Below are 23,804 nucleotides of genomic sequence, written 5' to 3' on the forward strand. Positions count from 1 at the left end.
TCGTTTCCAGCAAGTTGGGGCACGCGCTGCGCGTCAGCAGCGCGGTGCGGTAGTGGGTTCTACGCCGGACAGCAGCCACAGGCCGTTCTGCTGGCGGAATTGCAGCGTGGTCGCCACGCACTGCGTGTCCGCGCCGGCGGGGCTGCTGCCGCGCGCGCCGGACGCGCCCGCGCCCGGGCGCGGCGCGAAGAAGCGCGCGTCGAGCCGGCGCAGGCGCCGGTCGTAGCGGATCTCGTCGATGCGGCCGCTGACCCAGAAATCGATCCGGGGCGGCAGTTGCGCAGCGGAATAATAGGTCTTGACCAGGCGCTTCACGCGGCCGTTGACGGTCTGCGTCTCGGTCCAGGTCAGCGGGTAGCGGATCGCGCTCTCGTAGGCGCGCAGCGGCACGCGGTGCCAGCCCAGGTCCTTGGAGCCGGACAGGTCGCACGAGAACGTGCGCACCAGTTGGGTCCACTGGTCGAGCGCGTTGTTGGGGCCGAACGCACCATGCCAGTGCCGGTCGATGGCCTGCTGCAGCGCCTGCGGGTTGGCCTCGCACACGTTGGACAGGTCGGCCGGCAGGTACAGCGCCTGCGGGCTGGGCACGGGCACGGTGGCGCCGGCCGCGCCGCGCGCGGCCAGGGCCAGCACCGCCAGGGCAGCGCCCCGGCGCCAGGCGCCGCGCGCGGCGCGCGTCATGCGGCGGCCTCGCGGTCGCACATCGGGAAGCCCAGCGCCTCGCGCGATTCGTAGTAGGCCTGCGCGACCGAGCGCGACAGGTTGCGGATGCGGCCGATGTAGGCGGCGCGCTCGGTGACGGAGATGGCACCGCGCGCGTCCAGCAGGTTGAAGGTGTGCGCGGCCTTGAGCAGCTGCTCGTAGGCGGGCAGCGGCAGGCGCCTGGCGGCCTCGGCTTCCTGTCCTTCGGCGGCGCCCATCAGGCGCTTGGCCTCGGCCTCGTGCTCGGCGAAATGGCGGAACAGGATCTCGGTGTTGCTCTGCTCGAAGTTGTAGGTGGACTGCTCCACCTCGTTCTGGTGGTACACGTCGCCGTAGGTCAGGCGGCGGGTCTTGCCGTTCTCTTCCCACTCGGTCCAGACCAGGTCGTAGACGTTCTCGACCTTCTGCAGGTACATCGCCAGCCGCTCGATGCCGTAGGTGATCTCGCCGGTGATCGGCTTGCAGTCGATGCCGCCGACCTGCTGGAAGTAGGTGAACTGGGTCACTTCCATGCCGTTGAGCCAGACTTCCCAGCCCAGGCCCCAGGCGCCCAGCGTGGGGTTCTCCCAGTCGTCCTCGACGAAGCGGATGTCGTTCTGCTTGAGGTCCAGGCCTAGCGCCTCGAGCGAGCCCAGGTACAGCTCCAGGATGTTCTCGGGCGCCGGCTTGAGCACCACCTGGTACTGGTAGTAGTGCTGCAGGCGGTTGGGGTTCTCGCCGTAGCGGCCGTCCTTGGGGCGGCGCGACGGCTGCACGTAGGCGGCGCGCCACGGCTCCGGCCCGATCGCGCGCAGGAAGGTGTGCACGTGCGAGGTTCCGGCGCCGACCTCCAGATCGATGGGTTGCAAGAGTGCGCAGCCCTGCCGGTCCCAGTAGGACTGCAGGGTGAGGATCATTTGTTGGAAGGTCAGCATAGGCGAAGACGGCAAAGACGACGGCGAAGACAAGTAGGGGCCCGCATGGGGTGCTCGATCACGCAGGGCCGGCAGGCGAGGGCGCCGCCGCGGCGGCAAAAGTCGCCAGAAGTCGCCGGGGCGTCGCACGGAGTTCGTGCCAAACCCCGAATTCTATCGGTTTTTTCCGCCAGGCCCGTCATCGGCACGGCCCTTGCATGTCATGGCGCGCTGGCGGGGCGTTTCGGGTGGCATCGGGGCGCTGTCGGGGGCGCTGTCGGCGCTCCGCAACGAATCGGGTAAACACCGAAGCCCCCTAAAGTCCCTGCCGATACTTGTCGATAGCGTTTTTGTATACAGTATTAGGCAGAGCCGCGCGCAGCGTCGTCATTGCTGCCGCAGCGGCCGAACCATCCGAATTCATCCACACGGACACCCAAATGGGGACACTGGTCATGTCGCTTCTTTCTCGCAAGCCCTATCTCGTCGCCATCGCCGTGATGATCGCCGCCGCGCTGCTGTCCGCCGTGGCGGGCGTCTCGGCCTAGCCCGGCCCGGGCCCGCTGCCTAGCCGCGCGCGCGCCGCCGCCAGGCGGCGGCCAGCACCAGCACGCAGCCCGCCAGCGCCGGCACGTTGCCCCAGCGCACGAACGGCGTGAAGCCCTGCGTGCCCTGCACGGTGGCCGTCAGCGTGCCGACCGTGAAGGTGGGCAGGCGCGCGCTCACCACGCCGTCGGGCGCGACCACGGCGGTCATGCCGGTGTTGGTCGAGCGCAGCATCGGCCGGCGCGTCTCCAGCGCGCGCATGCGCGAGATCTGCAGATGCTGGTCCAGCGCGATGGTGTCGCCGAACCACGCCAGGTTGGTCACGTTGGCCAGGATGTTGGCCGGCACCGGCTGGCTGCGCAGGGTCTCGGCGATTTCCTCGCCGAACAGATCCTCGTAGCAGATGTTGGGCGCCACCATGATGCCGCGCACCGGCAGCGGCGCCTGGTCCAGCCCGCCGCGGCGGAAATCCCCGAGCGGCATCTTCATCATGTCGACGAACCAGTGGAAGCCGAACGGGATGAACTCGCCGAACGGCACCAGGTGGTGCTTGTTGTAGCGGTAGAGCTGCTGCGTCAGCGGGCCCAGGCCGAACACGCTGTTGGTGAAGTCCACCGGCGAGTCCGCGCCGGCCGCGCCGAACAGCACGGTGGTGCCGCTGGCCGCGCTGAAGTCGCGCACGGCGATGGCGATGTCCACCGGCAGGTCCTGCAGGATGACCGGGAACGCGGTTTCCGGCGTGACCACGAGGTCGGCCGGCGTGGCCGTGATCAGGTCGCGGTACAGCTCCAGCGAGCGCTGCACGCCGGCCGGCTCGAACTTGATGTCCTGCGCCACGTTGCCTTGCAGCAGCCGCACCGAGATGGGCTTGCCGGCCGGCGTGGTCCAGGCCAGCGGCGCCAGCGCCGCGCCGGCCAGCGGCAGCGCCGCGGCGACCGCCAGCGCGAGCCAGCCGCCGCGCCGGCCATCGCGCCGGTCATCACGCTGGTCGTTGCGGGCAAAGCCGCGCACCGCCGCCACCAGCAGCGCGGCCACGGCGCCGGCCAGCGCGCCGATGCCGTACACGCCGACCAGCGGCGCGAAGCCGGCCAGCGGACCGTCGCTGTGGGCATAGCCGCTGGCCAGCCACGGGAAGCCGGTAAACACCACGCCGCGCAGCCATTCCGACAGGCCCCACGCGGCGCCGAAGGCCAGCGGCATCAGCAGCGCCGAAGCCCGCTCGCGCGCGCCCAGCCAGTGCCAGGCCGCGGCGGCCAGCGCCGGGTAGAGCGAGAGATAGGCGGCGAACAGCAGCACGGCCAGGAGCGCCATCCAGGCCGGCATCTCGCCGTAGACGTGCATGCTGATATAGAGCCACCACACGCCGGACAGGAACCAGCCCAGGCCGAAGGCGTAGCCGGCGGCGGCGGCGCCGCGCGCGCGCGGCGCGTCGGCGACCAGCGCCACCAGCCCGGCCAGCGACAGCAGCTGCAGCCACCACCAGGTGTGGGGCGCGTAGGCCTGGGTGTGGGCCACGCCGAGCACCGCGGCCAGCAGCAGGCGCGGCAGGCCGGCGCCGCGCGCGCGTTCGCGCCCGGCGGCGGCCGCACCGGTCCGGTCCGGGAACGGGCTCCTCATGCGCCGTCCAGGCCGGACGGCACGGCGGGCGCCTCGCGGCGCACCAGCAGCAGGTGTACCTGGCGCGCGTCGGCGCGCAGGACCTCGAAGCGCACCGGCGGCAGCACCACCACCTCGCCGCGGTGCGGGACGTGGCCGAGGTGGTTGCTCAGCAGGCCGCCCACGGTGTCCACGTCCTGGTCGGAGAAGTGGGTGCCGAAGACCTCGTTGAACTGCTCGATCTCGGTCAGGCCGTGCACGCGCCAGCCGCCGTCGGGCAGTTGCACGATGTTGTCGTGGTCCTCGTCGAGGTCGAACTCGTCCTCGATGTCGCCCACGATCTGCTCCAGCACGTCCTCGATCGTGACCAGCCCGGCGACGCCGCCGTACTCGTCCACCACCATCGCGATGTGGTTGCGGTTGATGCGGAACTCGCGCAGCAGGATGTTCAGGCGCTTGGATTCGGGGATGAAGACCGCCGGGCGCAGGGTCTCGCGCAGGTCGAACTGTTCGTCCGTGTAGTAGCGCAGCAGGTCCTTGGCCAGCAGGATGCCGATGACGTTGTCGCGGCTGCCCTCGTAGACGGGAAAGCGCGAGTGCGCGGTCTGCCGCATGAAGGGGATGAAGCTGTCCGGCGCGTCGGCGATGTTGACCATGTCCATCTGGCCGCGCGGCACCATGATGTCGCGCGCGGTCAGCTCGGAGACCTGGAACACGCCCTCGATCATGGAGAGGGAGTCGGCGTCGATCAGGTTGCGGGCGTGCGCGTCCTGCAGCACCGCAAGCAGTTCAACGCGGGATTCGGGCTCGGGGGAGATGAAATCCGAGAGCCGTTCGAGCAGGGATCGGGGTCGGTCGACTGGCTTCGAACTGGGATAAGGGTCGTTCATGGCGCGGCGAGCGCGTGGTGGAGATCGGTCAAAGGATACACCAAAAGAGTTTGCGTTCCGTGACAGCACAAGGCCGTGCGGCGCGGGCGCCGCACCGCGCGGCCCCGGGCGCGGCGGGCTCAGGCGGCCTTGCCACGCACGAGGTAGGGATCGGCGAAACCGAGCGCCTGCAGGGTCTCGGTCTCGATCGCCTCCATCTCCTCGGCCTCGGCGTCGTCTTCATGCTCGTAGCCCTGCGCGTGCAGCACGCCGTGCACGATCAGGTGGGCATAGTGCGCCTCGAGCGGCTTTTTCTGCTCGCGCGCTTCGCGCTCCACCACCGGGCAGCACAGCACGATGTCGCCGCTGACCGGGTCGGACTCGTGCTCGGCGTAGGCAAAGGTCAGCACATTGGTGGCGTAATCCTTGCCGCGGTAGCTGCGGTTCAGGCCGCGGCCTTCTTCCTCGCCGACGAAGCGCACGGTCAGCGCGGCGTCGGCGTACAGCGCCGATTTCACCCAGGTCTGCACCTTGCGCTGCGTGGGCAGGCCGCGGCGGCCCCGCATGCCGTCGCCGTACTGCAGCGCGAGGTCGAGTTCGGGCGGGGTGGCGGGCGTGCCCGTGGTGGTGACCAGCGGGGTGGCGGTGACGGCCACCGAGAGCGCGTCGTGGTTGTCCGGGCGCACCAGCAGGCCGGCCTGCTGGCGGTCGTCGGTGTGCTCGGCCAGCAGCGCGAGCACGCCGTCGGCGGCCTGCGACAGGTCCACGGTGAGGCTGCGGCCGTCGGCCAGCTGCACGCGCAGCGCATGCGCCTGGGTCTTGCGCGCGCGCCCGTCGGCGTCGAACAGGATCAGGCTGGCGGCGGCGTTCTTGATATTGGTGTTCACGGTCATTCGGTCAGGCATCCCGGTGCTGGGCATGGTATTCGTCATAGGCATCCACGATGCGCGCCACCAGCGGATGGCGCACCACGTCGATGCTGGTAAAGCGCGTCATGGCCACGCCGCGCACGTCGCGCAGCACGTGCTGCGCCTCCACCAGCCCGCTTTTCTGGCCGCGCGGCAGGTCGATCTGCGTGGTGTCGCCGGTGATCACCGCCTTGGAGCCGAAGCCGATGCGCGTGAGGAACATCTTCATCTGCTCCGGCGTGGTGTTCTGCGCTTCGTCGAGGATGATGAAGGCATGGTTGAGCGTGCGCCCGCGCATGTAGGCCAGCGGCGCGATCTCGATCATCTGGCGCTCGAACATCTTCTGCGTGCGGTCGAAGCCGAGCAGGTCGTAGAGCGCGTCGTAGAGCGGGCGCAGGTAGGGGTCGACCTTCTGCGCCAGGTCGCCGGGCAGGAAGCCCAGGCGCTCGCCGGCCTCCACCGCCGGGCGCGTGAGCACGATGCGCTTGACCGCGTCGCGCTCGAGCGCGTCCACCGCGCAGGCCACCGCCAGGTAGGTCTTGCCGGTGCCGGCCGGGCCGATGCCCAGCGTCAGGTCGTGGGCCAGGATGTTGCGCAGGTAGTCGCGCTGCATCGGCGTGCGGCCCTGCAGCCCGGTGCGGCGCGTGTGCAGCACCGGCGAGCTGTCCTCGCCCGTGCCGGCCTCGGCGGCATCGGCGCCCTCGGGCACGTAGCCGCCGTGCGCGGCCGACTGGCGCGCCTCCACCAGGCCGAGCTGCACGTCATCGATCGACAGCGCGCCGCGCGCCTGGTTGTAGAAGCGCTCGAGCGCCGCGGCGGCCTCGCGCGCGTAGGCGCCGCGCACCGTCATGCGGTGGCCGCGGCGCTGGATGGTGACGTCGAGCGCCTGCTCGATCTGGCGCAGGTTCTCGTCCAGCGGCCCGCACAGGTTCTGCAGGCGGGTGTTGTCGTCCTTGGGGGCGACGAATTCGGCTGAGGGGATCTTCATCTGGGCGGTCTTGTTCTTGTCGTTCCGGTCTGCATGGGCGCGGTTCGCGCGGTGCTACTGGCGCACCACGATCTCGCCGCGCAGCGAGTGCGGGAAGGCCTCGGTGATCGCCACCTCCACCATCTCGCCCACCAGGCGGTCGCGGCCGGCCTGCGGCACGCCGGGCAGCGCGAAGTTCACCACGCGGTTGTTCTCGGTGCGGCCGTGCAGCTCGGTCGGGTCCTTGCGCGCCGGGCCTTCGACCAGGATGCGCTGCACCGTGCCGACCATGCCGCGGCTGATGCGCTGCACGTTTTCCTCGATGGTGGCCTGCAGGTGCTGCAGGCGCCTGAGCTTGACCTCGTGCGGCGTGTCGTCGGACAGGCTGGCCGCCGGCGTGCCGGGGCGCGGGCTGAAGATGAACGAGAACGAGGTGTCGTAGCCGATCTCCTCGATCATCGCCATCAGCTTGTCGAAGTCGGCATCGGTCTCGCCGGGGAAGCCGACGATGAAGTCCGACGACAGCGACATGTCCGGGCGGATCGCGCGCAACTTGCGGATGATGCTCTTGTACTCCAGCACGCTGTAGCCGCGCTTCATCGCCATCAGGATGCGGTCCGAGGCATGCTGCACCGGCAGGTGCAGGTGGTTGACCAGCTTCGGGCAGCGCGCGTACATCTCGATCAGGCGCGGCGTGAATTCCTTCGGGTGGCTGGTGGTGTAGCGGATGCGCTCGATGCCGGGGATCTCGGCCACGTACTCGATCAGCAGCGCGAAGTCGGCGATCTCGCTGGTGCCGCCCATCGCGCCGCGGTAGGCGTTGACGTTCTGGCCCAGCAGCGTGACCTCGCGCACGCCCTGCCCGGCCAGGCCGGCGATCTCCGCCAGCACGTCCTCGAACGGGCGCGAGACTTCCTCGCCGCGCGTGTAGGGCACCACGCAGTAGCTGCAATACTTGGAGCAGCCTTCCATGATCGAGACGAACGCGCTCGGGCCTTCCACGCGCGCCGGCGGCAGGTGGTCGAACTTCTCGATCTCGGGGAACGAGATGTCCACCTGCGAGCGGCCGGTCTGGCGGCGGCGGTTGATCATCTCGGGCAGGCGGTGCAGCGTCTGCGGGCCGAACACCACGTCCACGTAGGGCGCGCGCTGCACGATGGCCGCGCCTTCCTGGCTGGCCACGCAGCCGCCCACGCCGATCACCAGTTCGGGCTTGAGCGCCTTGAGCGCCTTCATGCGGCCCAGCTCCGAGAACACTTTCTCCTGCGCCTTCTCGCGCACCGAGCAGGTGTTGAAGAGGATCACGTCGGCGTCCTCGGGGTTGTCGGTCTTCTCCAGGCCGTCGGTGGCGTGGAGCACGTCTACCATCTTGTCCGAGTCGTACTCGTTCATCTGGCAGCCGTAGGTCTTGATGAATACTTTCTTCATGGTGCCGGTCTCAGTGGTTTACCTGGGGGCATCAGGGTTTGGGGGACGAATGCGGTCGTGGCCGCGGATTGCAGCCACGAATGGCAGCCACGGACGGCGGTCACTGCGCCGTCTTCTCCTTCTGCTCCTGCTCGCTCAGCACCCACGCCGTCAGCAACTGGCCGTAGAGATCGAGCCTGAAGCGCACCGGCAGCTTCTGGCCGGCCACCGCGGCGACCGGCAGCAACTGGTTGTCGGTGCCGAACAGCCGCAGCCCCGGCGCCACGCCCACGGCCTTGCCGTCGAGCGTGGCCGACAGCGGCGCGCTGGCCGACGGCGTGGCCAGCACCAGCTGCGCGCGCGCCGCGTCGGCGGGAATCACGCGCAGCGGCACCTGCGCCAGCGCGCCGGCCGGCAACAGGGCGGCGCCCGCCGCAAGCGTGGCCAGCGTGGCGGCAAGCAGACAGGCACGGATGGTCGGCGCGCGGCGCGCGGCGCGGTTGGCTGGCATGGGGGCTCCGGCGAGAGGTTCGGGAACGGTTCGGAACAGCCTAGGCAAGGCTTCGGCAAGCAAAGGGCAACCCGCCATTCTACCCGCTCGCGCCATCCCTGGCGCCCCGCGGGCCCGCCGCTAGAACAGGCTGGATGCCTCTTGCAGCACACGTTGCTTCGACACCGTGCCCATCAGCTCGCGCCCGGCCGCGTCGCGCACCAGCGGGATGCGGTTGAGCGCGTGGTGGGTAAACAGTTGCAGCGCGTCGGGCAGGTGCGACTCCGGCGTCAGCGTGGGGAAGTCGCGCTCGCACAGCGCCGCCAGCGCCGCGCCCGGCTGCTCGCGCAGCGCGCGCTGCACGGCGTGGATCGACAGCGCGCCGAGCAGGCGGCCCTCGGGGCACACCACGTACAGATAGCGCGTGCCGGTCTCGGCGAACTTGTCGCTGGCCTGCGCGAGCGTGGCGTCGGGGCCGATGATGGTGTCGGTCGGGTCGCACAGCCCGGCCAGCGTCAGGGCGCGCGCGCGCTCGGCCGCGGCCGAGGCCTGGGTGCGCTCGGCCACCACGCTGTAGAGCGACAGCGTCTGGCAGCGCGAGGCGGTGTAGTACGCCGCCGCCGCGCCGATCATGCCCGGCAGCAGCAGCGCCGGCGCCAGCGTCATCTCGAACACCATCAGCACCGACATCAGCGGCGCCTGGCTGGTGGCGGCCAGGAACGCGGCCATGCCGACCAGCGGCAGCAGCGGCGCGCCGGCGCCGCCCGGCACGGCCGGCGCCAGCAACTGGCCCAGCGCCGCGCCCACGAACAGCGATGGCGTGAACACCCCGCCCACCGCGCCCGAGCCCATGCTCAGCACCGTGGCCGCCAGCTTGGCCAGCAGCACCGCCGCCAGCGGCACGCTCAGCGCATGCGCCTGCAGGATGGACTGGATGGTGTAGTAGCCGTTGCCCACCACCTCGGGCACCCGCATCGCCAGCACGCCCACCAGCGCGCCGCCCAGCGCCAGGCGCGGCACCAGCCCGCCGGGCACGTGCGAGAAGGCGGCCCTGGCCAGGCTCGAGGCGCGCATGAAGCCGGCGCCGGCCACGCCCGCGAGCACGCCCAGCAGCGCGGCGGCCAGCAGCATCGGCGGGTGCAGCAGGTCCGACGGCACGCTCAGCCCCGGGTAGAGCGGCTGCAGGCCGCCGTGCAATTGGCTGACCACGGTGCCGGCCACCGAGGCCAGGAACAGCGGCATCAGCCGCTGCACCGCCACCGCGCCGAACACCACCTCGGCGACGAACACCGCCGCCGAGAGCGGCGTGTGATAGACCGAGGCCAGCCCGGCCGCGGCGGCGCAGGCGGTGAGCATGCGCCGCAGGTTGGTGTCGCCGTCCGGCCCCGGGCGCCCGCGCGCCGACGGGAACACCGAGCCGCACAGCGCGGCGAGCTGGATCATGGCGCCTTCCTTGCCGACCGAGCTGCCGGTGACGATCGAGCAGAACGAGGACAGCGCGCGCAGCAGCGTGATGCGCACCGGCAGGCGTCCGGTGCCGCTGGCCACCGCTTCCATATAGTCGGACACGCCGGGCTGGGCCGCGTTGAGGCGCGCGGCGGCGCTCAGCAGCAGACCCGCCACCACGCCGCCGAGCGTCGGGATCGCCACGCGCCAGGCCAGCGCCAGCCCGGCGAACACGGTGACGATGTCGGCCCGCGTGCCGAACATGGCCAGCCCGCTGGCGTCCAGCGCCTCCTTGAACAGGGTGGTGACGATGGCGGCGGCGATCCCCACCGGGATGGCGGTGAAAAGGGTGACTTCCTGGTCTTCGATGAATCGGAACCGCATCGTGTCTGCATCCGGGGGCGAGGGGGGATGCGCCGCCGCCCGCCCGCGCCGCGGCCACGGGCCAGGCGGGGCAAGGCTTGGCTGGCAGCATCATAGCGCAGGGGGCGGCGCTTTTTTTCGGGGTTTGCCCGCCGGGCCGCGGCGGGCGGCGGTGCCGGGATCTTGCCGCAAACGAGGTTGGCCCCTGCGCGCGGACGCCAGGCTGTTACACTAGCGTTCTTTCCTCCAAAGAAGCGGGGGCAGTCGCCTCGCTTCGCCGGCCGTGTTGGCCGGTTTTCGGTTTTCTCACTCACGTCGCCCCCGCGATTGGCGCACCGCGTGCGCAAAGGGCGGCCGAAGCGTCAATTCATGTCTTTTTCCGAACTTGGCTTGTCCGACAAGCTCCTGCGTGCAGTGGCCGAACAGGGCTATACCACGCCGACCCCGATTCAAGCGCAGGCCATCCCCGCCATCCTCAAGGGCGGCGACCTGCTCGCCGGCGCGCAGACCGGCACCGGCAAGACGGCCGGCTTCACGCTGCCGCTGCTGCAACTGCTGTCCGAATCCCCGGCCAGCCGCGAACCCGCGCGCGGCCAGCGCCTGCCGGTGCGCGCCCTGGTCCTCACGCCCACCCGCGAACTGGCGGCGCAGGTCGAGGAAAGCGTGCGCAACTACGGCAAGTACCTCAAGCTGCGCTCGATGGTGATGTTCGGCGGCGTCGGCATCAACCCGCAGATCGAGCAGCTCAAGCGCGGCGTCGACATCGTGGTGGCCACGCCCGGTCGCCTGCTGGACCACCTGTCCCAGCGCACCATCGATCTCTCGCACGTGGAAATCCTGGTGCTGGACGAAGCCGACCGCATGCTCGACATGGGCTTCATCCACGACATCCGCAAGATCCTCAACGTGCTGCCGCCGAAGCGCCAGAACCTGCTGTTCTCGGCCACCTTCTCGGACGAGATCCGCGGCCTGGCCGACCGGCTGCTCGACAACCCCGCCTCGATCGAGGTGGCGCGCCGCAATACCACCGCCGAAACGGTGGCGCAGCGCGTCTACCCGGTGGACCGCGAGCGCAAGCGCGAACTGCTGGCCCATCTCGTGCGCGAGAACGACTGGCACCAGGTGCTGGTGTTTACGCGCACCAAGCATGGCGCCAACCGCCTGGCCGAGCAGCTCGACAAGGACGGCCTGTCGGCGCTGGCGATCCACGGCAACAAGAGCCAGTCCGCGCGCACGCGCGCGCTGACCGAGTTCAAGGCCGGCACGCTGCGCCTGCTGGTGGCCACCGACATCGCGGCGCGCGGCATCGACATCGACCAGCTTCCCCACGTGGTCAACTACGACCTGCCCAACGTGCCCGAAGACTACGTGCACCGGATCGGCCGCACCGGCCGCGCCGGCGCCGAGGGCGAGGCGATCTCGCTGGTGTGCGTGGACGAGGCCGGCCTGTTGCGCGACATCGAACGCCTGATCAAGCGCCAGATCGAAAAGACCGTGCTGCCGGGCTTCGAGGTCGATCCGTCGATCCCGCCCGAGCCGATCCAGAAGGGCCGGCAGGCCCGCGGCCAGGGCAATGGCGGTGGCGGCGGTGGTGGTGGCGGCCGTGGCCGCGCCCCGGCCCCCGCGGGCGGCGGCCAGCCGCGCGCGCGCGCGCCCGAAGGCGGCGAGCGCCAGCAGCGTCCGGCCCGCGCGCCGCAAGGCCGCGGCACCGCCGCGCCGGCCGGCGCCGAAGGCCAGCGCCGCGCGCCGCAGCCGCAGGGCCAGCGTCCCGCGCAGGGCGGCGGCCGTCCGGCGCAGGCCGGCCAGGGCGCGCCGCGCAACGGCCAGGCCAACGGCAACCGCGCCGCCGGCAATGGCAATGGTGGCGGTAACGGCAACGGCGGTGGCCGCGGCGGCAACGGTGGCGGCGACGTCAACGGCAACGTCGCGCAGCCGCGCGGCGGCCAGGGCCGCCGTCCGGCGCCGCAAGCCGCGCTGCTGGGCGGCCAGCGCAAGACCGGCCGCTGATTCCCCTACGGCGGCCGCGCATCATGTCCAGCTCAGGCTTCGATCTTCCGGGTACGGGCGATGGCGTCGATGATGGCGGCGTGCCCTACGCTGGCCTGACGCCGGACCTGCTGCTCGACGCGCTGGAAGCCGCCGGCTTCCAGCCGGACGGCCGCCTGCTGGCGCTCAACAGCTATGAGAACCGGGTCTGGCAGGTCGGCATCGAAGACAGCGCGCCGGTGGTGGCCAAGTTCTACCGGCCCGGCCGCTGGAGCGACGCCGCCATCCTGGAGGAACACGCGTTCGTGCAGCAACTGGCCGACGCCGAGATCCCGGCGGTGCCGGCCATCGCGCGCGACGGCCGCACGCTGCTGGCGCACGCGGGCTTCCGCTTCGCGGTGTTCCCGCGCTGCGGCGGGCGCGAGCCCGAGCTCGACCGCGCCGACACGCTGACCTGGCTCGGCCGTTTCATCGGCCGCATCCACGCGGTTGGCGCCACGCGGCCCTACGTTGCGCGCCCGGCCATCGACGTGGACACCTTCGGCGTGGCCCCGCGCGACTGGCTGCTGGCGCACGACTGCATTCCGCACGACCTGCGCCCGGCCTGGGAAGCGGTGGCGGCGCTCGCCATCGACGGCGCGCGCCGCTGCTACGAGCGCGCCGGCGAACTGCCGCTGCTGCGCCTGCATGGCGACTGCCATCGCGGCAACGTGCTGTGGATAGAGGCGTCGCAGGCCGGCGCGCGCCCGCCCGGCCCGCACTTCGTCGACTTCGACGACAGCCGCATGGGCCCGGCCGTGCAGGATCTGTGGATGCTGCTCGAAGGCGACCGCGCCGCGATGCAGCGCCAGATGGCCGACATCCTGGCCGGCTACGAGGACTTCGCGGAATTCCATCCGCGCCAGCTCCACCTGATCGAGGCGCTGCGCACGCTGCGCCTGCTGCACTACAGCGCGTGGCTGGCCAGCCGCTGGCGCGACCCGGCCTTCCCCGCGGCCTTTCCGTGGTTCGGCACGGCGCGCTACTGGCAGGACCGCATCCTCGAACTGCGCGAGCAGGTCGCGCTGATGGACGAGCCGCCGCTCTGGCCGGCATGAAGCCCGGCCGGACCCGGACATCAGCCCGGGCACAAGCGCGGGCACAAGCGCGGCCTAAAGCAAGCGGCGCGGACCGCGCAGGCCTTACTTCTTGTCCTGCGCCTTGACCAGCACCACCGGGCACGGCGCATGCGCCAGCACCCGGCCCGCCACCGAGCCGATCACCGCGTCGAAGAACGAGCCGCGCCCGTGCGTGCCCATGACGATGCCCTGCGCGTCCACGCTGGTGGCATAGGCCACGATGCGCTCCGGCGCGAAGCCATGCAGCGCGTGGCGCTCGAAGGCGACGCCGCCCGCGGCGAGAATGTCCGACACCGACTTCATGGCCTTGTCGCTTTCCTCCTGGTGCCAGGCGTCGATGGTTTCCTTGCTGACGAAGGCGCGTACCTGTCCGGTGACTTCCGGCGTCACGTGCACCACGTGCACGGTGAAGCCGCTCTGCAGCAGGCGGCCTTCGATGATGAAGCGCGCGGCGGCATCGGCAAAGGGCGAACCATCGGTGGCAAGCACGATATTGGTCATGGGGCGATCTCCTGATTGAGCAACGGTTGTCCTGGCGTGGCTGCGCCCCGGGGCGCAGGCCGGGACGGCGTGCGGACAGCGGGGGGCGGCCATTGCGGGCAATGATGGCACCGATGGCAGGCGCCTGCCAGGATCCAGATCAAGTTATGTCGATTTCGGCACTCGCCGCCGGCGGGTTTTTTAGGCGTTCTTTGCGCGCGGCGGCCGCATCGATGCGCAGTCTTGATGCGGCCGCGCCTACGCTGCAGGCAGGAACATTGCGCCGGGCTTTCCCCCGGCTTGCCGTCATGTCGACCTGGATCGTTTACCGGCTGGCGCTCGGCGCGCTGGCCATCGCCGCGCTGGTGCTGCTGTTCGCCGCCGAATACGGGCTCGCCAGCGCCATCGCGCGCCGCGAGCATGGCTTCGCGCGCGCGCCGGACGAGCAGGGGCCGTAGCGGCCCGCCCGCGCGGCGCGCCTAGTTCTGGAGCACCTGCGCGGCGAAGCCGGCGAGGTAGCCACTGCCGATGCAGGCAGCCAGCCAGCCGGCCAGGATGAGGGCGCTTTCCTTGAAGGTCATGGCGTGCTCCCGCGCGCGGCTCAGACGGCGAAGCCGAACGGGTACTCGTTGACCACGGTGCGGGCGCCGCCGCCGAAGGCATCCGCGCCGCCGGCAGCGCGCGCATGGCCGTGGCCGTTGCCGGCATCGGCGCCGCGCGCGTCGGCGGCGAAGGCGGAGTTGAGCGAGAGCAGGGCGGCGCCGGCGAGGGCGGCGGCGAGCAGCAGGCGGGTGGTGGTGATGGTCATGGCGGATCGCTCTTTGTTGAAATCGGCAGAAGCGTTCGCGCTTCCATGCCACCAAGAATAGATCCGCGGCCTTGCCGCAATGCGGTGCTGTCTCGTATTCGATATTCAGGAAATTTGAATATCCATCCGGCCGATGGGGTCATGCGGCGGCCATGAGGCGGGGTACGCGGCGGGCCGCCGGCCTGGCGGCTCAGCGCGGCCCCGCGCCGGCAGGCTTCAGCGGCGCCATTCGCGCTCGCGCCCGCGATCGTCGTACCGGTCGTGCTCGTGATCGTCATGGTGATCGCGCCAGCGCCGCTCGCGCCATTCGCGCTCACGCCAGGCCCGCTCGCGCCAGCCCGGGCCGTAGTAGCCCGGACCGTAGTAGCCGGGGCCCACCACCACGGGCGCCGGCGCGACGTACACGGGCGCCGGCGCATAGACCGGCGCGGGCTGGTAGACCGGGGCCGGCTGGTACACCGGGGCCGGCGCGACGTACACCGGCGCGGGCACGCCGATGCCGATGTCCACGTCGACGCGCGCGCTGGCCGCGCTCGAAGCCAGCGCGGTGGAAACCGCGACGGCGGCAAAAGTGCAAAGGGTGGCGATGTTTCGCACGGGGGCAGCTCCGGTTGGCAAGTGACTGCACTTTAGCCGGTCGCGCCGGCGCCAGGTATTAGCGGCCCAATACAACTGTGTCCGGGTGTAACGTCCACGCCCGGGTCCGCGCTCGGTTTGCCCCTACGCGCTGCGCCACGGCATGCGCCGGCCCAGCCACGGCGCCAGCGCGGTGGTGGCCACGCCCAGCGCGATCAGCGCCAGCCCGGCCGACAGGTCGGCGGAGATGCGCTCGTGGAAGGCCGCCGCGGAGACGATCAGCCCGATCACCGGCACGCACAGCATGGCCACCGAGGTGGCCGCCGGCGGCAGCGCCTGCGTCATGTTCAGCACCACGATGAAAGTCAGCGCGGTGGCCAGCGGGCCGGTGTAGAACAGCAGCGGCCAGATCTCCGGGATGGACAGGAAATGCGGCGCGCCGTCGCGCAGCAGCGCCAGCAGCACCAGCGGCACCGAGGCCACGGCGGTCTCCCACGGAATCATGTCCGCGCCCAGGCGCACCGCGCGGCTGGCGCGCAGCTGGATGATGCTGAGCGACCACGCCAGCGAGGCGCCGAGCAGCATCGCCAGCCCCACCACCGTATGCAGCTGCCAGCCGCCCAGCGCCGGCGCCACCATCAGCGCGATGCCGGCGTAGCTCAGCCCGGTGGCGATCCACTGCGGGCGCGACAGCCGCTCCTTGAGCACCAGCGACGACAGCGGGATCACCCACACCGAGGTGGCATAGGCGATCACCGAGGCGCGCCCGGGCGGCACGTACTGCAGCGCCCACAGCGCCAGCGCGGTGAAGGCCGCCATCTGCAGCAGGCCCACGCCGATCACCAGCGGCCATTCCTGCCGGCTCGGCAGCCGCAGCCGGCGCAGCACGCCCAGCACCACGAAGCTGATCGCCGCGGCCGAGACGAAGCGCGCGGCGGCGAACCACAGCGGGCTGACGTGGGTCAGGCCCAGTTTCATCACCGGCCAGTTGCCGCCCCAGATCGCCACGGCGCAGGCCAGCGGAACGAACCGGCGCCATCCTTGTTGTGCTGCTTGCATGCTTCGACTCGTATTGCGGTGCCGCCAGTGCGGAAACGTCCTTTGCGCCCGGCGCGCGAATGCACCTGGGCGACCCGGAAAGTCTACGTTCTGGTGCGCCGCAGCAAAAACCGAAGTTCGCTGCATGGATCGCGCATGGCGGCATAGAATGCCGTCATTCGATCGAACCGGAGTGCAACGTGCTGGAAGACCTGGAACTGGACGCCACCGACATCCGCATCCTCAACGAGCTGCAGCGCGACGCCAGCCTGACCAACGTGGAGCTGGCCAGCCGCGTCAGCCTGTCGCCGTCGCCGTGCCTGGCGCGCGTCAAGCAACTGGAGAAGCGCGGCGTGATCTCGCGCCGGGTGACGCTGCTCGACGCGCGCCGCCTCGGGCTGAAGGTGGTGGTGTTCATCCAGGTCTCGCTGGACAAGCAGCGGCGCGAAAGCCTGGACGTGTTCGAGCGGCGCATCGCGGCGCTGCCGCAGGTGATGGAGTGCTACCTGATGTCGGGCGACGCCGACTACCTGCTGCGCGTGATCGTGCCCGACGTGGAGGCGCTGGAGCGGCTGATCATCGACCAGATCACGCGCATCCCCGGCGTGTCGAACATCCGCTCCAGCTTCGCGCTCAAGCAGGTGCTGTACAGCACGGCGCTGCCATTGGCCTAGTCCCGTCCCGCCTGTTGCCGGGCCTCCCGCGCGCACAGCGCCACCACGCTGTCGAGGCGCGTGTCGGCGCAGGCCACGGCGATGCCGCCGGCCAGCAGCGGCGCGGCCAGCCGCGTGAGCACGTTGCCGGGCGGCATCTCCACCGCCAGCCGCATGCCGCATTCGCGCGCCAGCAGCATGGTCTCGTGCCAGCGCACCGGCACCGCGAGATTGCGCGCGAGGTCGGCGGCGATGCGCGCCGGGTCGCGCAGCTCGCGCGCGGCGCTGGCGCTGAAGTAGCGCAGGCGCGGCCGCGCCACCGCGACGCTGGCGAAGGCGCGCTCCAACTCGGCCGCCTGCGCGTCGAGCAGCGCGCAGTGCGACGGCACGCTGATGGCCACCGGCTTGGCCGCGTGCGCGCCGGCGGCCAGCGCCAGTTCGGCCACGCGCGCCATCGCCGCCTCGGCGCCGGCGATCACGATCTGCATCGGCGCGTTGAAGTTGGCCAGGTAGACCGGCGCGGCCGGCGCGCATACCCGCGCCACGATGCGTTCGAGCGGCGCGCGCTCCAGCCCGAGGATGGCCGTCATGCCGTAGCCGCGCGGATAGGCCTGCGCCATCAGCCGCGCGCGCAGCGCCACCAGCCGGACCGCGTCGGCATGCTCCAGCACGCCCGCGCACACGGCCGCCGCATAGGCGCCGATGGACAGGCCCGCCACCGCGTCGGGCCGCGCGCCTTCGGCCAGCAGGCAGCGCGCCGTCGCCACGCCGGCGGTCAGCAGGCATAGCTGCACGGCCACGGTGGAGGCCAGCGCCGCCGCGCTGTCCAGCGCCAGCACGTCCTCGCCGAGCGCCGCGCTGGTCTCGGCCACGGTGGCGCGCGTGGCCGGGTGGTCGGGCAGCGCGTGCAGCATGCCGGCGCGCTGCGCGCCCTGGCCGGGGAAGGTGAACAGCGTGCTCATGGTGCTCATGGGCGTGCCGCCGGCGCCAGCCACGGGTCGTCGCACATGACCGGGCCGTCCGCGGTCTTGAGCAGCACGCGCCCGCCCGTGCGCGCGCGCTCGCGCAGCGCGAACGCGCCGCGCGGCGTGCCGACCTGGATGTCGAGGCGGGGATCGTCGAGCAGCGCGATCAGCGCGCGCTCGGCAGGCGGCGCGAGCGGCGCGGCGGCGGTGACGAGCAGGTCGAGGTCGCTGCCCTCGTGCAGCAGGTCGAGGCCCGACGCGAGGCTGAAGCCCACGCTGCCGGCCACGCCCCAGTCCACCCGCATGGCGTCCAGCAGCGGCGCGGCGCGCGCGAGCGCGGCCAGCGCGGGCAGCGCTCGGCGCGGATGCTCGCGCCAGCGCGCCAGCCGCGCGATCATGCGCGGCGTGACGGCGCGCGCCACCTGCGCGGCGGGCAGCCACGCGGCGTGGCGCTGCGCGCGCGTGGCGCCGCGCAGGCCCACCGGGATGCGGCCGCGCGCATCGGCGCGCGCGCGCCGCACCACCAGCGGCGTCTGCGCCAGCCACGCGGCGCTCGCCCACGCGGGCAGCGCGCAGTCCGCGCGGTCCGCATGGTCCGCGCAGTCAGCAACGAAGGCGGCGGGATCGGCGAGCCACAGCAGGTCGTGCGGCAGCGGGGCGGATGCGGTCATGGCCTGCGGGCGCGGGGCGCGTCAGTCATCCCACTGCTGTGCCAGTACCTCGCGCACGCGGCCCGACGCCTGGCGGTTGGGCCCGCCCAGGCGGCCGCGCAGGTCGCGCTGCGGGTCGGCCAGGATGTCGGCGAGCGCGGCCAGCAGCGCGCCCTGCACGGTATCGAGGTCGGCCGCATCGGGCGCGGCCGCGTGGCCCACGCGGATGCGCCGCCACAGCAGGCCCAGCGTGGCGTAGCTGCCGATGTCGTAGGCCATCGGCGGCACGCTGGCGGCGAACGTTTCCAGGTCTTCCACGCTGCGCATGGTGATGCGCGCGGCGGCCTGCTTGCCCATCGCGTGGACTTCCACGCCGGCGTCGTCGAGCGCGAGCAGGCGGTTGGCCTGGTAGCCGTGCGCGAGGAAGGCGCCCGACATGGCGGGCCCGACCAGCAGCGCGATGACCGGGTGCCCGCGCAGCCGCGCTTGCGCGTAGGCGCCGGCGGCGCCGGCCAGCGACTGGTGGATCCCGAACGCTTCCTCGCGCCGGCCATAGGCCTGGCTGGGCGTGTCGACGATGGCGACGACGGGCCGCTTGATGGCGGCGTCGCGGTCGGCCTGCACCACCTCGTGCACGGCGCGCGCCAGCGACCAGCCTTCGATCACGCCGGCCTCGCCGTGGCGCGCGCGCGGCCACGCGCTGGCCGGGTCGGGCACCAGCGCGACGAAGCGCGCCGGCTGGCCGCCGAGGGCGGCATCGGCCACCTGCACGCTGGCCGGGTAGCCGGCCACGCGCGCGGCGTTGCCACTCAGCGCGGTCAGCCAGGCGGCGCCGCGGCTGGCGGCGGGATTTGCGGTCGCGGTTGCGATTGCGGCTGCGATATTCATGACGAAGCTCCGTCGGCGTAGATGTCGCGCACGGTCTGCGGCTCCGGCTGGCGCGCCGGATCGTACGACCGCAGCCGCTCCAGGTAATGCGCGTAGCGCTCGCTGCGGTGCGTGGCCGGCGGCCCGGCCGCCAGCAGCGCGCGCACGGTGGCGCGGACGGCCGCGCTGTCGTCTTCCACGTAGCGGTCCGCCAGCCCGGTGGCGATGCGCTGCTCGCCGCCGGTGAAGCTCCAGATGAACGGGCGGTCGCGCGAATCGTATTCGGCCACGCCGGCTTCCTGCTCGATCACGGCCGGGCCGTTGAGGCCGAGCCGCGCCTCGCGCGTGACCACCAGATAGCTGCACAGCCCGGCGGCGATCGACATGCCGCCGAAGCAGCCGACCTGCCCGGCGATCACGCCGACCACCGCCTGGTAGCGGCGCAGGTCGGCGATGCCCGCGTGGATCTCGGCGATGGCGGCGAGGCCGAGGTTGGCCTCCTGCAGGCGCACGCCGCCGGTCTCGAACAGGATCACCGCGCGCGTGGGCACGCCGCGGCGGTTGTCCTGCGCGGCCAGCTCCAGCGCGCCGGCGATCTTGGCGCCGCCGACCTCGCCCAGGCTGCCGCCCTGGAACGCGCCTTCGATGGCCAGCACCACGGCGCCGTGGCCGTCGATGCGGCCCTTGGCCACGATCACGCCGTCATCGGCCTGCGGCACCACGCCCTGGCGCGCCAGCCACGGCGACACCAGCCCGTCGAACGGGCCGGCCAGTTCGCGCACGGTCCCGGCATCGAGCAGCGCATGCGCGCGGGCGCGCGCGCCCAGCTCGACGAAGCTCTCGCGTCCGAGCAGCGACGGATGGTTCATGGCTGCTCCTTGCTGTTGTCGTCGGCGGATGCGTCCAGCGCTTCGAACGCCTCGGCCAGGCGCATGCCGACCACGCCCGGCGTGGCGCCGAAGTCGTGGATGCGGATGCGCATGGCCGCGCGCGGCCCGGCCTTGAACACGCGCGCGAGCTGCGCGTCCCACACCTTGCCGTAGCCGTCCACCGAGGTGGTGACGTCGATCACGGTGGTGCCGGCGCTGCCGGGCTCGACCAGGACCTCGAGGTCGCCGGAGCCGACCACGCCGACCAGCACGCGGCGGCCGGCCGGCGCGCCGGCGGGATATTCGAACTGAAGCTGTTCCATTTACTTGTCTCCTTGCAGGCTGGCGGGGGCGGCGTCGAGCGATGCCATCGCCAGCGGCAGGCGGTCGAGGAAAAAGGTGGCGGCGAGCAGGTCGGCGGCGCCGCCGGGCGAGGCGTTGCAGGCCAGCATGCCGGCCTCCAGCGCGCGCAGCAGGCGGCGCCCGGGCAGCGTGGCGATGCCGCCGGCGGCCAGCACCCGCGCCGCGCCGGACTGCATCAGCGCCAGCCCTTCGCGGCCGGCGCGGGCCAGCACGCAGGTGTCGTCGAGCCGGCTCATGATCGCCAGCAGCGCGTTGACGCGCGCGCTCGGCTCGGCGTCGCCGCGCGCGCGGCTGCGCCGCAGTTCGGGCAGGCCGGCGCGCAGCACGTGCGGAAAGCCGGCCTGCGCCTGGCCGCGCGCGCCGCGCACGCCGTAGTCGAGGCAGGCGCGCTCGCCCTTGTGGCCGGTGCGCGCGGGGCGGTGGCGGTCGGGCAGGCGCGCCACGGCGCCGGCGGTGCGCGCCACGGCATGGGCGGAATGCGGCGAGCGGGTGGCGCGCGGCTGCTGGTGCCAGCCAGCGGCGCCGACCAGCAGGCCCAGGCTCCAGATCGCGCCGCGGTGCGTGTTGACGCCGCCGGTGGCGCGCATCATCGCGGCCTCCGCTTCGCGGCCCAGCGCGCCGAGCGTCTCGCGCAGCGCCACGCCGGGCCGCGCGGCCCGCAGGCCGGCGGCGGCCATCGCCGCGAAGGCGGGATGCAGCGCGCGCGCCGAGCGGCACATCAGGTCCAGGTCGAGGTCGGCATGGGCGCCGCTGCCGCGGCTGTCCACCAGGCCGGGCTTGGGCGACAGCGCGGCCTCGTCGAGCAGCGCGGCCACGGCGAGGTCGGCCAGCATGGCGGCGGCGGGCGGCAGGCCCGCATCGGGCCGCGCGAGCAGGGCGGGGCTTGCCATCACCAGCTCCTGAAGCGAGCCGGCGGCTGGTACAGCCCGCCCGACCAGTCGACCAGGTCGGCCATGCTTTTCGCCGCCAGCAGCGAGCGCGTGGCCTGGCTGCGCTGCACGCCGAGATCCTCGGGCAGCGCGATCAGGCCGTCGCTGCGCATGCGGCGCGTGGCGGCGGGGTCGTGGCGCAGGCCGACCGGCGTGACGCCGGCCACCGCCGCCAGCATGGCGCGGCGTTCCTCGAGCGAGCGCGCCTTGTACAGGTAGGCGATGCCTTCCTCGGTCAGCACGTGGGTGACGTCGTCGCCGTAGATCATCACCGGCGCCAGCGGCATGCCGCTGTCCCTGGCCACCTGCACCGCGTCGAGCGATTCGACGAAGGTCGGCTTGCCGCCGGCCTGGAAGGTCTCCACCATCTGCACCACCAGCTTGCGCCCGCGCGCGAGCGGATCCCCGGTCTCGATCAGGTCCAGCCACGCGGGCGTGGCATGGCGCCGCCCGCCCGGGTTGTGGCCCATGTTGGGCGCGCCGCCGAAGCCGGACAGGCGCCCGCGCGTGACCGTGGAGGAATGGCCGTCGCCGTCGATCTGCAGCGTGGAGCCGATGAACAGGTCCACCGCGTACTGGCCGGCGAGCTGGCAGAGCGCGCGGTTCGAGCGCAGCGAGCCGTCGGCGCCGGTGAAGAAGATGTCCGGGCGCGCGGCCACGTAGCCTTCCATGCCGAGCTCGCTGCCGAAGCTGTGCACGCTCTCCACCCAGCCCGACTCGATCGCGGGGATCAGCGTGGGGTGCGGGTTGAGTGCCCAGTGCTTGCAGATCTTGCCCTTGAGGCCGAGCGACTCGCCGTAGGTCGGCAGGATCAGCTCGATCGCCGCGGTGTTGAAGCCGATGCCGTGGTTGAGCGACTGCACTTGGTGGCGCTCGTAGATGCCGCGGATCGCCATCATCGCCATCAGCACGTGCACCGGCTTGATCAGGCGCGGGTCGCGCGTGAACAGCGGCTCGCAGAAGAAGGGCCGGTCGGCCTGCACCACGTAGTCGATCCACGAGCCGGGAATGTCCACGCGCGGCAGGCCGGCGGGGTCGTCCACGATCTCGTTGACCTGCGCCACCACGATGCCGTCGCGGAACGCGGCGGCTTCCACCAGCGCGGGCGTGTCCTCGGTGCTGGGGCCGGTGTAGAGGTTGCCGTCGCGGTCGGCCTTGTAGCCGGCGATCAGCACGATGTCCGGCGTGAGGTCGACGTAGAGCCGCGCGTACAGCTCGATATAGGTGTGGATGGCGCCGATCTCGAGCTGGCCGTCCTCGAGGAACTGCGAGATGCGCAGGCTCTGCGCGCCGGCGTAGGCGAAGTCCAGCTTGCGCGCGATGCCGCGCTCGAACAGGTCCAGGTGCTCGACCCGGCTGACGCTCGGGATGATCATGTGCAGGCCGTGCACCTTGGCCGGGTCCACCTCGGCCAACGCGCGCGAGAGGAAATCGGCCTGCTTCTGGTTGTTGCCTTCTAGCACCACGCGGTCGCCCGGCGCGGCGATGGCTTCGAGGAACGGGACGATGTCGGCGGTGGGCACCACGCGGCCGTTGGCGAAGGCCGCGCCGCGCGCCTGGCGCTGGCGCTTGCCGGCGCGGCGGGTGTCCCATTGTCGGTCGGTGGCTGGATTCGGCATCGCGTCTGCCCTGTGTGGTGGCTGGGAATGTCACCACGATAGGGGGCCGGCGCGGCGCAAGCAATGACGCCCGCCGCGGCATCGTTACTCCGGGCGTAAGTGTCGGCGCCGCCGCAGTTAGCGCCAGGCTAACGATCCGTCCGCCGGGTTGATTGATGCGTCCCGGCGGCCTGCCTAAGGTAGACCGTGACGGAAGCCCGCATGGCGCGGCGCGTTCCGCGCACCCGCAAAAACAGCCTGCGCGCAAGCACGCCGGCAGGCCATCTGGAGACAAGCACCATGATCATCTACGGAACCGCCTTGCTGGCGGTCTGCCATCTCGCCGGCCTGTTCCTCGGCGAACTGCTCGGCGTGGCCATCGGCGTCAAGGCCAACGTGGGCGGCGTCGGCATCGCCATGCTGCTGCTCATCGGCATCCGGCTGTGGCTGCACGGGCGCGGCCTGCTGCCGCGCGAGACCGAGGCCGGCGTGGGCTTCTGGGGCGCGATGTACATCCCGGTGGTGGTGGCGATGGCGGCGCAGCAGAACGTGGTCGCCGCGCTGCGCGGCGGGCCGGTCGCGCTGCTCGCCGCGTTCGGCGCGGTGCTGGTGTCGGCCGGCTGCATCGCCGTGCTGAGCCGCACCGGCGACCACGCGCCGCTGCCGCCGCTCGACGCCGCCGGCGCCGCCGTCTCCACGCACTGAGGAGCCGCCATC

At 72.0% G+C, this 23,804-nt stretch carries 25 protein-coding genes; 5 read left to right on the top strand and 20 right to left on the bottom strand.

The window, feature by feature from the left end; translation table 11 throughout:
• Positions 1-33 precede the first annotated feature (33 nt).
• From AC3WXD_RS23280 to AC3WXD_RS23320, 9 genes are all read right to left on the bottom strand, one after another.
• A complete protein-coding gene (locus AC3WXD_RS23280) occupies positions 34-681 on the bottom strand; it encodes a hypothetical protein (RefSeq protein WP_059410496.1) in 648 nt (215 codons plus the stop codon).
• Positions 678-1,616: a glycine--tRNA ligase subunit alpha gene (gene glyQ / locus AC3WXD_RS23285; RefSeq protein ID WP_020424012.1), complete on the bottom strand. Its 939-nt coding sequence runs from the start codon at positions 1,614-1,616 to the stop codon at positions 678-680. Before glyQ ends, AC3WXD_RS23280 begins: the two co-directional genes overlap by 4 nt.
• A 546-nt stretch (positions 1,617-2,162) precedes the next feature.
• Positions 2,163-3,758, bottom strand: a complete 1,596-nt coding sequence (gene lnt / locus AC3WXD_RS23290) for an apolipoprotein N-acyltransferase (RefSeq protein ID WP_492324785.1) — start codon at positions 3,756-3,758, stop codon at positions 2,163-2,165.
• Complete coding sequence (locus AC3WXD_RS23295) at positions 3,755-4,627, bottom strand: CorC family transporter (RefSeq protein WP_059410498.1); 873 nt, start codon at positions 4,625-4,627, stop codon at positions 3,755-3,757. The genes lnt and AC3WXD_RS23295 overlap by 4 nt, the downstream gene beginning before the upstream one ends.
• 119 nt (positions 4,628-4,746) lie before the next feature.
• Positions 4,747-5,499, bottom strand: coding sequence for an rRNA maturation RNase YbeY (gene ybeY / locus AC3WXD_RS23300; protein ID WP_492324786.1), 753 nt, complete (start codon positions 5,497-5,499; stop codon positions 4,747-4,749).
• Between the two features lie 4 nt (positions 5,500-5,503).
• A complete protein-coding gene (locus AC3WXD_RS23305) occupies positions 5,504-6,502 on the bottom strand; it encodes a PhoH family protein (RefSeq protein WP_059410500.1) in 999 nt (332 codons plus the stop codon).
• 54 nt (positions 6,503-6,556) lie between these two features.
• Complete coding sequence (miaB, locus tag AC3WXD_RS23310) at positions 6,557-7,909, bottom strand: tRNA (N6-isopentenyl adenosine(37)-C2)-methylthiotransferase MiaB (protein ID WP_020206598.1); 1,353 nt, start codon at positions 7,907-7,909, stop codon at positions 6,557-6,559.
• Positions 7,910-8,009: 100 nt separating this feature from the next.
• Complete coding sequence (locus AC3WXD_RS23315) at positions 8,010-8,399, bottom strand: hypothetical protein (RefSeq protein WP_059410502.1); 390 nt, start codon at positions 8,397-8,399, stop codon at positions 8,010-8,012.
• 120 nt (positions 8,400-8,519) lie between these two features.
• Positions 8,520-10,208, bottom strand: coding sequence for a ClcB-like voltage-gated chloride channel protein (locus AC3WXD_RS23320; protein WP_059410503.1), 1,689 nt, complete (start codon positions 10,206-10,208; stop codon positions 8,520-8,522).
• 348 nt (positions 10,209-10,556) lie between these two features.
• Here AC3WXD_RS23320 and AC3WXD_RS23325 point away from each other — a divergent pair, with 348 nt between their 5' ends.
• Both AC3WXD_RS23325 and AC3WXD_RS23330 read left to right on the top strand, forming a co-directional pair.
• Positions 10,557-12,194, top strand: a complete 1,638-nt coding sequence (locus tag AC3WXD_RS23325) for a DEAD/DEAH box helicase (RefSeq protein ID WP_492324787.1) — start codon at positions 10,557-10,559, stop codon at positions 12,192-12,194.
• Between the two features lie 23 nt (positions 12,195-12,217).
• Entirely contained in the window at positions 12,218-13,270 is a 1,053-nt protein-coding gene (locus tag AC3WXD_RS23330) for a serine/threonine protein kinase (protein ID WP_020205198.1), read from the top strand.
• 84 nt (positions 13,271-13,354) lie between these two features.
• Here the strand turns inward: AC3WXD_RS23330 and AC3WXD_RS23335 are convergent, their stop codons facing one another.
• Positions 13,355-13,792: a universal stress protein gene (locus tag AC3WXD_RS23335; RefSeq protein WP_059410505.1), complete on the bottom strand. Its 438-nt coding sequence runs from the start codon at positions 13,790-13,792 to the stop codon at positions 13,355-13,357.
• A 287-nt stretch (positions 13,793-14,079) separates the two neighbouring features.
• Between AC3WXD_RS23335 and AC3WXD_RS23340 the strand changes: the two genes are divergently transcribed.
• Positions 14,080-14,229, top strand: coding sequence for a hypothetical protein (locus tag AC3WXD_RS23340; RefSeq protein WP_020205196.1), 150 nt, complete (start codon positions 14,080-14,082; stop codon positions 14,227-14,229).
• Positions 14,230-14,372: 143 nt separating this feature from the next.
• Here AC3WXD_RS23340 and AC3WXD_RS23345 read toward each other — a convergent pair whose 3' ends face one another.
• The 3 genes from AC3WXD_RS23345 to AC3WXD_RS23355 all read right to left on the bottom strand — a co-directional run bounded on the left by AC3WXD_RS23345 (position 14,373) and on the right by AC3WXD_RS23355 (position 16,214).
• Positions 14,373-14,579, bottom strand: coding sequence for a hypothetical protein (locus tag AC3WXD_RS23345; protein WP_059410557.1), 207 nt, complete (start codon positions 14,577-14,579; stop codon positions 14,373-14,375).
• Positions 14,580-14,795: 216 nt separating this feature from the next.
• Positions 14,796-15,176: a hypothetical protein gene (locus tag AC3WXD_RS23350; RefSeq protein WP_020205193.1), complete on the bottom strand. Its 381-nt coding sequence runs from the start codon at positions 15,174-15,176 to the stop codon at positions 14,796-14,798.
• Positions 15,177-15,299: 123 nt separating this feature from the next.
• Positions 15,300-16,214 (bottom strand): DMT family transporter, encoded by a 915-nt coding sequence (locus tag AC3WXD_RS23355; protein ID WP_492324788.1) that lies wholly within the window; start codon positions 16,212-16,214, stop codon positions 15,300-15,302.
• Positions 16,215-16,396: 182 nt separating this feature from the next.
• Here AC3WXD_RS23355 and AC3WXD_RS23360 point away from each other — a divergent pair, with 182 nt between their 5' ends.
• Positions 16,397-16,867 (top strand): Lrp/AsnC family transcriptional regulator, encoded by a 471-nt coding sequence (locus tag AC3WXD_RS23360; protein ID WP_029044072.1) that lies wholly within the window; start codon positions 16,397-16,399, stop codon positions 16,865-16,867.
• On the opposite strand, the gene mdcH is transcribed toward AC3WXD_RS23360, so the two are convergent.
• Genes mdcH through mdcA form a run of 7 tightly spaced genes read right to left on the bottom strand, consistent with a single transcriptional unit; the run spans position 16,864 to position 23,108 of the window.
• Entirely contained in the window at positions 16,864-17,808 is a 945-nt protein-coding gene (gene mdcH / locus AC3WXD_RS23365; protein ID WP_492324809.1) for a malonate decarboxylase subunit epsilon, read from the bottom strand. The two genes, AC3WXD_RS23360 and mdcH, sit on opposite strands and share 4 nt — an antisense overlap.
• A 5-nt stretch (positions 17,809-17,813) precedes the next feature.
• Positions 17,814-18,482 carry a malonate decarboxylase holo-ACP synthase gene (locus AC3WXD_RS23370; RefSeq protein ID WP_492324789.1) on the bottom strand — a complete coding sequence of 223 codons (669 nt, stop codon included), beginning with the start codon at positions 18,480-18,482 and terminating at the stop codon, positions 17,814-17,816.
• 21 nt (positions 18,483-18,503) lie between these two features.
• The gene (mdcE, locus tag AC3WXD_RS23375) at positions 18,504-19,349 is read right to left on the bottom strand and encodes a biotin-independent malonate decarboxylase subunit gamma (RefSeq protein WP_492324790.1); all 846 of its coding nucleotides are present in this window, start codon (positions 19,347-19,349) and stop codon (positions 18,504-18,506) included.
• The gene (locus AC3WXD_RS23380; protein WP_492324791.1) at positions 19,346-20,197 is read right to left on the bottom strand and encodes a biotin-independent malonate decarboxylase subunit beta; all 852 of its coding nucleotides are present in this window, start codon (positions 20,195-20,197) and stop codon (positions 19,346-19,348) included. The genes mdcE and AC3WXD_RS23380 overlap by 4 nt, the downstream gene beginning before the upstream one ends.
• Complete coding sequence (locus AC3WXD_RS23385) at positions 20,194-20,520, bottom strand: malonate decarboxylase subunit delta (protein ID WP_020205186.1); 327 nt, start codon at positions 20,518-20,520, stop codon at positions 20,194-20,196. The genes AC3WXD_RS23380 and AC3WXD_RS23385 overlap by 4 nt, the downstream gene beginning before the upstream one ends.
• Positions 20,521-21,450: a triphosphoribosyl-dephospho-CoA synthase gene (locus AC3WXD_RS23390; RefSeq protein ID WP_492324792.1), complete on the bottom strand. Its 930-nt coding sequence runs from the start codon at positions 21,448-21,450 to the stop codon at positions 20,521-20,523.
• Positions 21,450-23,108, bottom strand: coding sequence for a malonate decarboxylase subunit alpha (mdcA, locus tag AC3WXD_RS23395; RefSeq protein WP_020205184.1), 1,659 nt, complete (start codon positions 23,106-23,108; stop codon positions 21,450-21,452). Before mdcA ends, AC3WXD_RS23390 begins: the two co-directional genes overlap by 1 nt.
• A gap of 279 nt (positions 23,109-23,387) precedes the next feature.
• Here mdcA and madL point away from each other — a divergent pair, with 279 nt between their 5' ends.
• Positions 23,388-23,792, top strand: coding sequence for a malonate transporter subunit MadL (madL, locus tag AC3WXD_RS23400; protein WP_492324793.1), 405 nt, complete (start codon positions 23,388-23,390; stop codon positions 23,790-23,792).
• The last annotated feature ends 12 nt before the right edge of the window (positions 23,793-23,804 follow it).

This window comes from Cupriavidus sp. FW216-B1 (genome assembly GCF_058789195.1).

Excerpts from the sequence above, each read along its gene's own strand:
- AC3WXD_RS23280 (WP_059410496.1), bottom strand. The coding sequence starts at position 681 with ATGACGCGCGCCGCGCGCGGCGCCTGGCGCCGGGGCGCTGCCCTGGCG.
- glyQ (WP_020424012.1), bottom strand. The coding sequence starts at position 1,616 with ATGCTGACCTTCCAACAAATGATCCTCACCCTGCAGTCCTACTGGGAC.
- lnt (WP_492324785.1), bottom strand. The coding sequence starts at position 3,758 with ATGAGGAGCCCGTTCCCGGACCGGACCGGTGCGGCCGCCGCCGGGCGC.
- AC3WXD_RS23295 (WP_059410498.1), bottom strand. The coding sequence starts at position 4,627 with ATGAACGACCCTTATCCCAGTTCGAAGCCAGTCGACCGACCCCGATCC.
- ybeY (WP_492324786.1), bottom strand. The coding sequence starts at position 5,499 with ATGACCGTGAACACCAATATCAAGAACGCCGCCGCCAGCCTGATCCTG.
- AC3WXD_RS23305 (WP_059410500.1), bottom strand. The coding sequence starts at position 6,502 with ATGAAGATCCCCTCAGCCGAATTCGTCGCCCCCAAGGACGACAACACC.
- miaB (WP_020206598.1), bottom strand. The coding sequence starts at position 7,909 with ATGAAGAAAGTATTCATCAAGACCTACGGCTGCCAGATGAACGAGTAC.
- AC3WXD_RS23315 (WP_059410502.1), bottom strand. The coding sequence starts at position 8,399 with ATGCCAGCCAACCGCGCCGCGCGCCGCGCGCCGACCATCCGTGCCTGT.
- AC3WXD_RS23320 (WP_059410503.1), bottom strand. The coding sequence starts at position 10,208 with ATGCGGTTCCGATTCATCGAAGACCAGGAAGTCACCCTTTTCACCGCC.
- AC3WXD_RS23325 (WP_492324787.1), top strand. The coding sequence starts at position 10,557 with ATGTCTTTTTCCGAACTTGGCTTGTCCGACAAGCTCCTGCGTGCAGTG.
- AC3WXD_RS23330 (WP_020205198.1), top strand. The coding sequence starts at position 12,218 with ATGTCCAGCTCAGGCTTCGATCTTCCGGGTACGGGCGATGGCGTCGAT.
- AC3WXD_RS23335 (WP_059410505.1), bottom strand. The coding sequence starts at position 13,792 with ATGACCAATATCGTGCTTGCCACCGATGGTTCGCCCTTTGCCGATGCC.
- AC3WXD_RS23340 (WP_020205196.1), top strand. The coding sequence starts at position 14,080 with ATGTCGACCTGGATCGTTTACCGGCTGGCGCTCGGCGCGCTGGCCATC.
- AC3WXD_RS23345 (WP_059410557.1), bottom strand. The coding sequence starts at position 14,579 with ATGACCATCACCACCACCCGCCTGCTGCTCGCCGCCGCCCTCGCCGGC.
- AC3WXD_RS23355 (WP_492324788.1), bottom strand. The coding sequence starts at position 16,214 with ATGCAAGCAGCACAACAAGGATGGCGCCGGTTCGTTCCGCTGGCCTGC.
- mdcH (WP_492324809.1), bottom strand. The coding sequence starts at position 17,808 with ATGAGCACGCTGTTCACCTTCCCCGGCCAGGGCGCGCAGCGCGCCGGC.
- AC3WXD_RS23370 (WP_492324789.1), bottom strand. The coding sequence starts at position 18,482 with ATGACCGCATCCGCCCCGCTGCCGCACGACCTGCTGTGGCTCGCCGAT.
- mdcE (WP_492324790.1), bottom strand. The coding sequence starts at position 19,349 with ATGAATATCGCAGCCGCAATCGCAACCGCGACCGCAAATCCCGCCGCC.
- AC3WXD_RS23380 (WP_492324791.1), bottom strand. The coding sequence starts at position 20,197 with ATGAACCATCCGTCGCTGCTCGGACGCGAGAGCTTCGTCGAGCTGGGC.
- AC3WXD_RS23385 (WP_020205186.1), bottom strand. The coding sequence starts at position 20,520 with ATGGAACAGCTTCAGTTCGAATATCCCGCCGGCGCGCCGGCCGGCCGC.
- AC3WXD_RS23390 (WP_492324792.1), bottom strand. The coding sequence starts at position 21,450 with ATGGCAAGCCCCGCCCTGCTCGCGCGGCCCGATGCGGGCCTGCCGCCC.
- mdcA (WP_020205184.1), bottom strand. The coding sequence starts at position 23,108 with ATGCCGAATCCAGCCACCGACCGACAATGGGACACCCGCCGCGCCGGC.
- madL (WP_492324793.1), top strand. The coding sequence starts at position 23,388 with ATGATCATCTACGGAACCGCCTTGCTGGCGGTCTGCCATCTCGCCGGC.